Below are 6,184 nucleotides of genomic sequence, written 5' to 3' on the forward strand. Positions count from 1 at the left end.
ATTACCGCGTTCGGAAGTGGTCGGACCGACGTGGCGCAACAAAGACCGAAACGACGTGGAGGAACACACATGAAGCGCATTCTTCTCGCGGCCGTTGCCGCCGCGGCCCTTAGTGCCGGCTCTGCCGAAGCCAAGGAGCTGAAATCCATCGGCATTTCGCTCGGCTCCATGGGCAACCCGTTCTTCGTGGCACTCGCCCGTGGTGCGGAAGCCGAGGCGAAGAAGATCAACCCGAACGTCAAAGTGACGGCGGTCGGCTACGATTACGACCTCAACAAGCAATTCACCCAGATCGACAATTTTATCGCCGCCGGCGTTGATATGATCCTCCTCAATCCGGGCGATCCGAATGCGCTGGAGCCTGCGATCAAGAAAGCGCAGGCCGCCGGTATCATGGTCGTCGCTGTGGACACGGCGGCGAAAGGCGCTGACCTGACGGTGACCACCGACAACGTCCAGGCCGGACAGATCGCCTGCCAGTACATCGTCGACAAGCTTCAGGGCAAAGGCAACGTTATCATCCAGAACGGCCCACAGGTCTCGGCGGTCATCGACCGAGTGAAGGGCTGCAAGGAAGTGTTCGCGAAGAACAGCGGCCTCAAGGTTCTCTCGGATGATCAGGATGCCAAGGGCTCCCGTGAAGGCGGTCTTCAGGTGATGCAGAGCCACCTCACCCGCTTCCCGGACATCAATGCGGTTTTCGCGATCAACGATCCTCAGGCCATTGGCACGAATCTGGCCGCGAAACAGCTCAACCGCAGCAACATCATCATCACCTCGGTTGATGGCGCGCCGGATATCGAGGCCGCTCTGAAGGATGCCGGCAGCCCCATGATCCAGGCCTCATCGAGCCAGGATCCCTATGCCATGGCGCAGTTGGCCGTCAAACTGGGCAACGATGCCATGAACGGCAAGAAGCCCGAGAACGCGGTGACGTTAATGCCCTCGAAACTGATTACGCGCGACAACGTCAATCAGTATCAGGGCTGGTCCGCACCCCGCTCCTGAGCTTTGCGTGCCTGATCGTGCGGCGTCGGAGGTTCCGGCGCCGCTTTCATATGGGGAACCGAGAATGATCCTGGTCTGTGGCGAAGCCCTGATCGACCTGTTTATCGGAGGGCCCTCTCAGACCGGGCTCTCGGCGGAGGCCGTGGCGGGCGGATCTCCCTTCAACGTTGCGATCGGCATCGGCCGCTTGGGCCGCCCCGCCGCTTTCCTGTCCACCCTGTCGGAAGATGCATTCGGCGTTTTCCTGGCGGGCAGGCTCACGGAGGCGGGCGTGAGCGCATCCTATCTGCAGCGCTGCCCGAACCCCACAACGCTCAGCGTCGTCGCAACCAGTGCATCAGGACAGCCGCAATATTCCTTTTATGCCCCGGACAGTGCGGACCGCGCTCTCAGACCGGAGGCCCTGCCTTCGCAACTGCCTTCCGACATCAATGCCATTGCCGCTGCATCCTATGCGCTTGGCGTCGAGCCCATCGCCAGCGCCATTGAAACCCTGCTGCGCCGTGAAGCCGGATCGCGCGTGATCTCGCTCGATCCCAATGTTCGCCCTCGCGTCGTCGGCGACTTGCAAATTTATCGGGAGCGCTTCGAACGGCTTCTTGCCTATGGCAACATCGTCAAGGCCAGCGATGAGGATATCGAACTGCTCTATCCGGGTCAGACTCTCGTCGCGGCTGCACGGGCCTGGCTTCAGCGTGGTCCGAAGCTCGTGATCGTAACGCGTGGAGCGGAGGGGCCGCTGGCGATTTTCGGCGGATCCATCATCGAGCGTGCTGCGCCTCGCGTGGATGTGGTCGACACCGTCGGCGCAGGAGATACCTTCCATGCCGGTCTGCTCTCCTGGCTCGATGCGAATGGCTTGCTGACATCGCAGGGCATTGCCGAGTTAAGCGAGGCGCAAGTCACGGCAGCTCTCGATTTCGCGGCAGCGGCGGCGGCGATCGTCTGCACACGGCGGGGCGCCAATCCGCCGACATGGGAAGAAGTGACCCGCTTCATGGCAGAGCGCGCTTAAACAGAGATCGGAGACTACCATGCAGATGCCCTCCCCTACTCTTCCCGCAACCGGCTCGAGCTGGCGCACGCATCCGTTCCACCGTCAATGGCTTGCTGACCAGGCCAACAACCTGTTCGATTTCTTCCAGCATCGCAGTATCGATCCGGCGGGTGGTTTCTTCGAGCTCGACAGCTCGGGGCACGCCATCGCTAGCAGCAATCCGGTTCGCCAGATCCACAACACCACCCGCATGGTGCATTGCTTCTCCATTGGCGTCCTGCTCGGCCGCCCCGGATGCGAGACGATCGTCGATCATGGCATGACCTATCTCTGGAACCACCACCGGGATCCCGAGCATGGGGGATATGTCTGGTCGCTGGCCAACGATGGGCCCAAGGACGATACGAAGCAGGCCTACGGACATGCCTTCGTGCTGCTTGCAGCCTCCAGTGCGAAGGTTGTCGGGCATCCGCTCGCCGATCAGATTCTCTCAGACATCTCGCAGGTTCTCGAAGAACGCTTCTGGGAAGAGCAGCATGGTGCAGTCGCCGAGGAATTCGCACGGAACTGGTCGCCGATCAGCTCCTATCGCGGCCAGAACTCCAACATGCACCTGACGGAAGCGTTGATGGCGGCGTTCGAGGCGACGGGCGAGAAATCTTATCTCGACAAGGCCGAGCGCATCGCAAGCCTTATCATCGGGCGTCATGCCGTATCGCTCGGTTACCGGGTGGCTGAGCACTTCAATGCGGATTGGACCCTGGACCGCAATTACCGCGGCTACGATGTGTTTCGTCCCTATGGCACGACGCCTGGCCATTGGCTCGAATGGGCACGGCTTCTGCTTCAGCTCTGGGTGCTCGGCGGCAAGCGTCATGACTGGATGCCTGAAGCAGCCCGCGAATTGTTCCGGCAGTCCATCGAGCTCGGCTGGGATCGCGACAAGGGCGGCTTCTTCTACGCCCTTGATTGGGACGACAAGCCGCGCCTGCCGCAGAAACTCTGGTGGCCTTGCGCCGAAGCTATCGGCGCTGCGGCCTTTCTCATCGAGCATAGTCCCAGCGAATTCCACGAAGCGTGGTATCGGCATCTGTGGGGTTTTGCGGATCGTCACCTGATCGATCATGAACGAGGCGGCTGGCATCCAGAGCTCTCCGAAGACCTGCAGCAGGCGAGCACTTTGTTCACGGGAAAGCCGGATCTCTATCATGCCCTGCAGGCCTGCCTCATTCCCCTCTTTCCCGCAACGGGAAGCCTGACGCGGGTGATCCCGCAGGCGAACGGTTAAGCAGACAAGGCTTCTTCCAGCATCTCTCGCGAGGGCATTCCGGCCTGGGCTCCTGCCGTCAGGCACGACAATGACGCAGCAACGCAGGCCCGTTGCATGGCCTCGCTCACCTCTCGCCCTTCCGCGAGGCCATAAGCGAGAACGCCGACGAATGTATCGCCGGCTCCGGTAGTGTCGACCGGCACCACCAGCCGAGCGGCGACATGCCTCTGCGAGCCATCGGGACTGACGGCAACAGCGCCTTTTGCACCGGCGGTGACGATGCAGACGAGACCGTAAGTGTGTGCCAGGAGAGAAGCCGCTTTCAGATAATCGCCTTCGACCTCCTTGCCCATCATGGCGGCAACAGACACCGCCTCGTGCTCGTTCACGACGAGCACATCGATCGCAGCGAGCATGTCAGCCATGGCAGCGCGCTCGGTCTCCGCAGGAACGGGCGCGAAGTTCCAGAGGATGGTTGCACCGGCCCTCCTTGCTCGCAGGGCTATTTCGAGATTTTCGGCAAGAGGCACCTCCATCTGGAGAACGAGCACGGAAGCATCGGACAAAAAGCTCCTTGGAACATCTACCGCACGAACGGCCATGTTCGCGCCGCTGGCCACCGTAATGGCGTTCTCTCCGTGTTCATCGACAGTGATGAAGGCGCAGCCAGTCGGCTCATCAACGACTTTGATCGCCTCCACGTCGACGCCGTTCTGCGTCAGATTGTCAAGGCACGCTTTGCCGAAAGGATCACGCCCGACAGCCCCGGCCATGGCGACCCTGGTCGCGCCCTTCCCGCTTATTCTGGCTGCGGCAACCGCCTGATTGGCCCCCTTGCCGCCGAAGAAGCTGTCGGCTCTGCGCGACAGGACGGTTTCGCCCGGCCGGGCGATGCTCCGCACGCGTGCGACCAGATCCATGTTGATCGATCCGAAGATGGTAATCATGGAGCTCTGCCCCGTCCTGTTGCGGTTCTGCATGAGAATCCTCGGCTCTCCCAGCCCTCTCACGTTCGGCCTACCAAACTATCTAGAAGATTGATCGGAACAGGCGACCGGTAGCCGTGTGACTTCGCAAGCATCTGTGAGTCCAGAAGGCTTCTTCAGCTGAAGAAACTTTCTGCATTCTGCTGGTGGCCTGCCAAAAGGGATAGGCAACAATGTTCAAAGTGTTGTTTGACCTTTGTCCACGTTGCCTGAAAGTCTCAATTCCGGAAGTCAGCCTCGACACAGCTTGAGCTTATAAATTTGGATTTCCAATTCGTGTGATGTTTCCACCAGCATCAAGGCCCTCACCGGAATGAACCAAGACAAAGTAGAAGCCGTCGCCGAGTTGCTCGCCAAGGTGGGCAGCAACTGGTATCCGGAGCGCACGCGTCCCGCACTTCGAACGATCAGCAAGCGCCACCGGGTCGTGGCCCAGCTCATCCTGGCCGAACTCGATAAGCTCAGTGACGCAGAGCAGGATTCCGAGTCGGTGGACGGCTCGCCTTCTGAAAATCTCGATGACGTCAATGCCTTCAACTTTGCGGGAGACGACCAGCTTTACGTCGGTGCGGCCGTCGTGTACCGCCCGCCGGGTGAGAAGAGAGCGATCACCTGCTTGATCGACAGAATGGAACACGGTCGCGCCTATCTCGTCCCGGCGCATCGGGAGATAGGCTGGGTGTCCACTCAAACGCTCTCACTGCCAAAACCTGAAGCCTCTGGACAATAGATCAAACAACAAGCCTGCCGCGCTCCGGAAAAGACGCAATAGACTTGATTCGCTGTGGGGGAATGCGAATTGACCGAAGACGAAATCAAACTCGTGGCAGAGGTGCTCGCCAATATCGGCGGCAATTGGTATCCGGAGCGGGCGCGATCGGAGCCAAAGCCAGTCACGAACCGCCACCGCGAAGTAGCCCGGCTTATCGTTGCCGCCGTTGAACGCTCGAAAGCAGTCAATCGGAGCGCCATGGACGTCGGCTCGGCATCTGAACGCTCCCTCGAAGCTCCATCGTCAAACGGTACAGAAGACGACGAATTGCATGTCGGAGCGACCGCTCTGTATCGCCCGCCAGGCGACAAAAGAACGTTTGCCTGTCGTATCGAAAAACTCGAAGGCGGTCGGGCCTATGTCGTCCCGGAGCATCGAGAGATCGGTTGGGTATCGACCCACTCACTCCTGCCGCTCAATCCCAATCGGGACGATGGAAAACGGGCGCCGCTTTCGTCCATTCCCACTGGATCGGCCGAGGGTAAGGATGCTCAGCTGGAGGCTCCTGCCCCTGAAGCCCCGCGCGTCAAACCCGCGCGCCGCCCGAAGAGCGAGGAAGCCACCGCGAAAGTGAAGTACTATTTCTCGTCGACGGGTGAATGGATCGCCTTCCGCCTTTCGGAGACCGATCGCTACCTGTTCGACAAAAAGGGAAACTGGATCGGCTGGTTCCCTTGGAACGACAACGACATTGTCCGCATCGACGGTCAATATCTGGGCACCGTGTTCTATGGAAACCGCATCTATTGGAGGACGTCACCAGCCTCGAGCAAGCGCGATCCGGGGTTCGTGATGGATCCGGGCGAGGCCCAGTATGTCAGTCATCCGGGACATGCTGCGCCGTACGCGCCGCCGCACGGCTATAAAGATGTCGACATGGCGCAGATCCCGACGAGCAGACGCACTTGGCTGAAAAGTCGCGGTCAGGCCACTAACTCTGGCGATCCGAGCACGTTCGAGATCTGGATGTCGAAGATCGGTCTGGTCGGTGTGGCCCGCGCGATCAAGGGCATGTTCCGGTCGTGAACCGGCCGCTGGAACCGGGGTTTTTCCCATAAGAAGAGCCCCGCCTTGTACAAGGCGGGGCTCCGGTCTGCTCAAGTATTGTGGCTCTTACTGGAAGAGGCGCAGGATCATCGAGCTGTTCTGGT

6 protein-coding genes are annotated in these 6,184 nt (G+C 60.3%); 5 read left to right on the top strand and 1 reads right to left on the bottom strand.

Annotation, left to right across the window (positions count from 1 at the left end; all coding sequences use genetic code 11):
* The first annotated feature begins 69 nt into the window (after positions 1–69).
* The 3 genes from AA309_RS22160 (at position 70) to AA309_RS22170 (ending at position 3,293) form a co-directional block, all read left to right on the top strand.
* Positions 70–1,008 (top strand): ABC transporter substrate-binding protein, encoded by a 939-nt coding sequence (locus tag AA309_RS22160; protein ID WP_047191192.1) that lies wholly within the window; start codon positions 70–72, stop codon positions 1,006–1,008.
* 64 nt (positions 1,009–1,072) lie between these two features.
* Positions 1,073–2,023, top strand: coding sequence for a carbohydrate kinase family protein (locus tag AA309_RS22165; protein ID WP_047191193.1), 951 nt, complete (start codon positions 1,073–1,075; stop codon positions 2,021–2,023).
* A 19-nt stretch (positions 2,024–2,042) separates the two neighbouring features.
* Entirely contained in the window at positions 2,043–3,293 is a 1,251-nt protein-coding gene (locus tag AA309_RS22170; protein ID WP_084731506.1) for an AGE family epimerase/isomerase, read from the top strand.
* Here AA309_RS22170 and AA309_RS22175 read toward each other — a convergent pair.
* A complete protein-coding gene (locus AA309_RS22175) occupies positions 3,290–4,222 on the bottom strand; it encodes a ribokinase (RefSeq protein ID WP_047191214.1) in 933 nt (310 codons plus the stop codon). The two genes, AA309_RS22170 and AA309_RS22175, sit on opposite strands and share 4 nt — an antisense overlap.
* Before the next feature lie 352 nt (positions 4,223–4,574).
* Between AA309_RS22175 and AA309_RS22180 the strand changes: the two genes are divergently transcribed.
* Positions 4,575–4,991, top strand: coding sequence for a hypothetical protein (locus tag AA309_RS22180; protein WP_047191194.1), 417 nt, complete (start codon positions 4,575–4,577; stop codon positions 4,989–4,991).
* Between the two features lie 240 nt (positions 4,992–5,231).
* Positions 5,232–6,059: a hypothetical protein gene (locus tag AA309_RS32375; protein ID WP_150117683.1), complete on the top strand. Its 828-nt coding sequence runs from the start codon at positions 5,232–5,234 to the stop codon at positions 6,057–6,059.
* Positions 6,060–6,184 lie beyond the last annotated feature (125 nt).

The sequence above is a fragment of the Microvirga vignae genome (assembly GCF_001017175.1).
Taxonomy (GTDB): domain Bacteria; phylum Pseudomonadota; class Alphaproteobacteria; order Rhizobiales; family Beijerinckiaceae; genus Microvirga; species Microvirga vignae.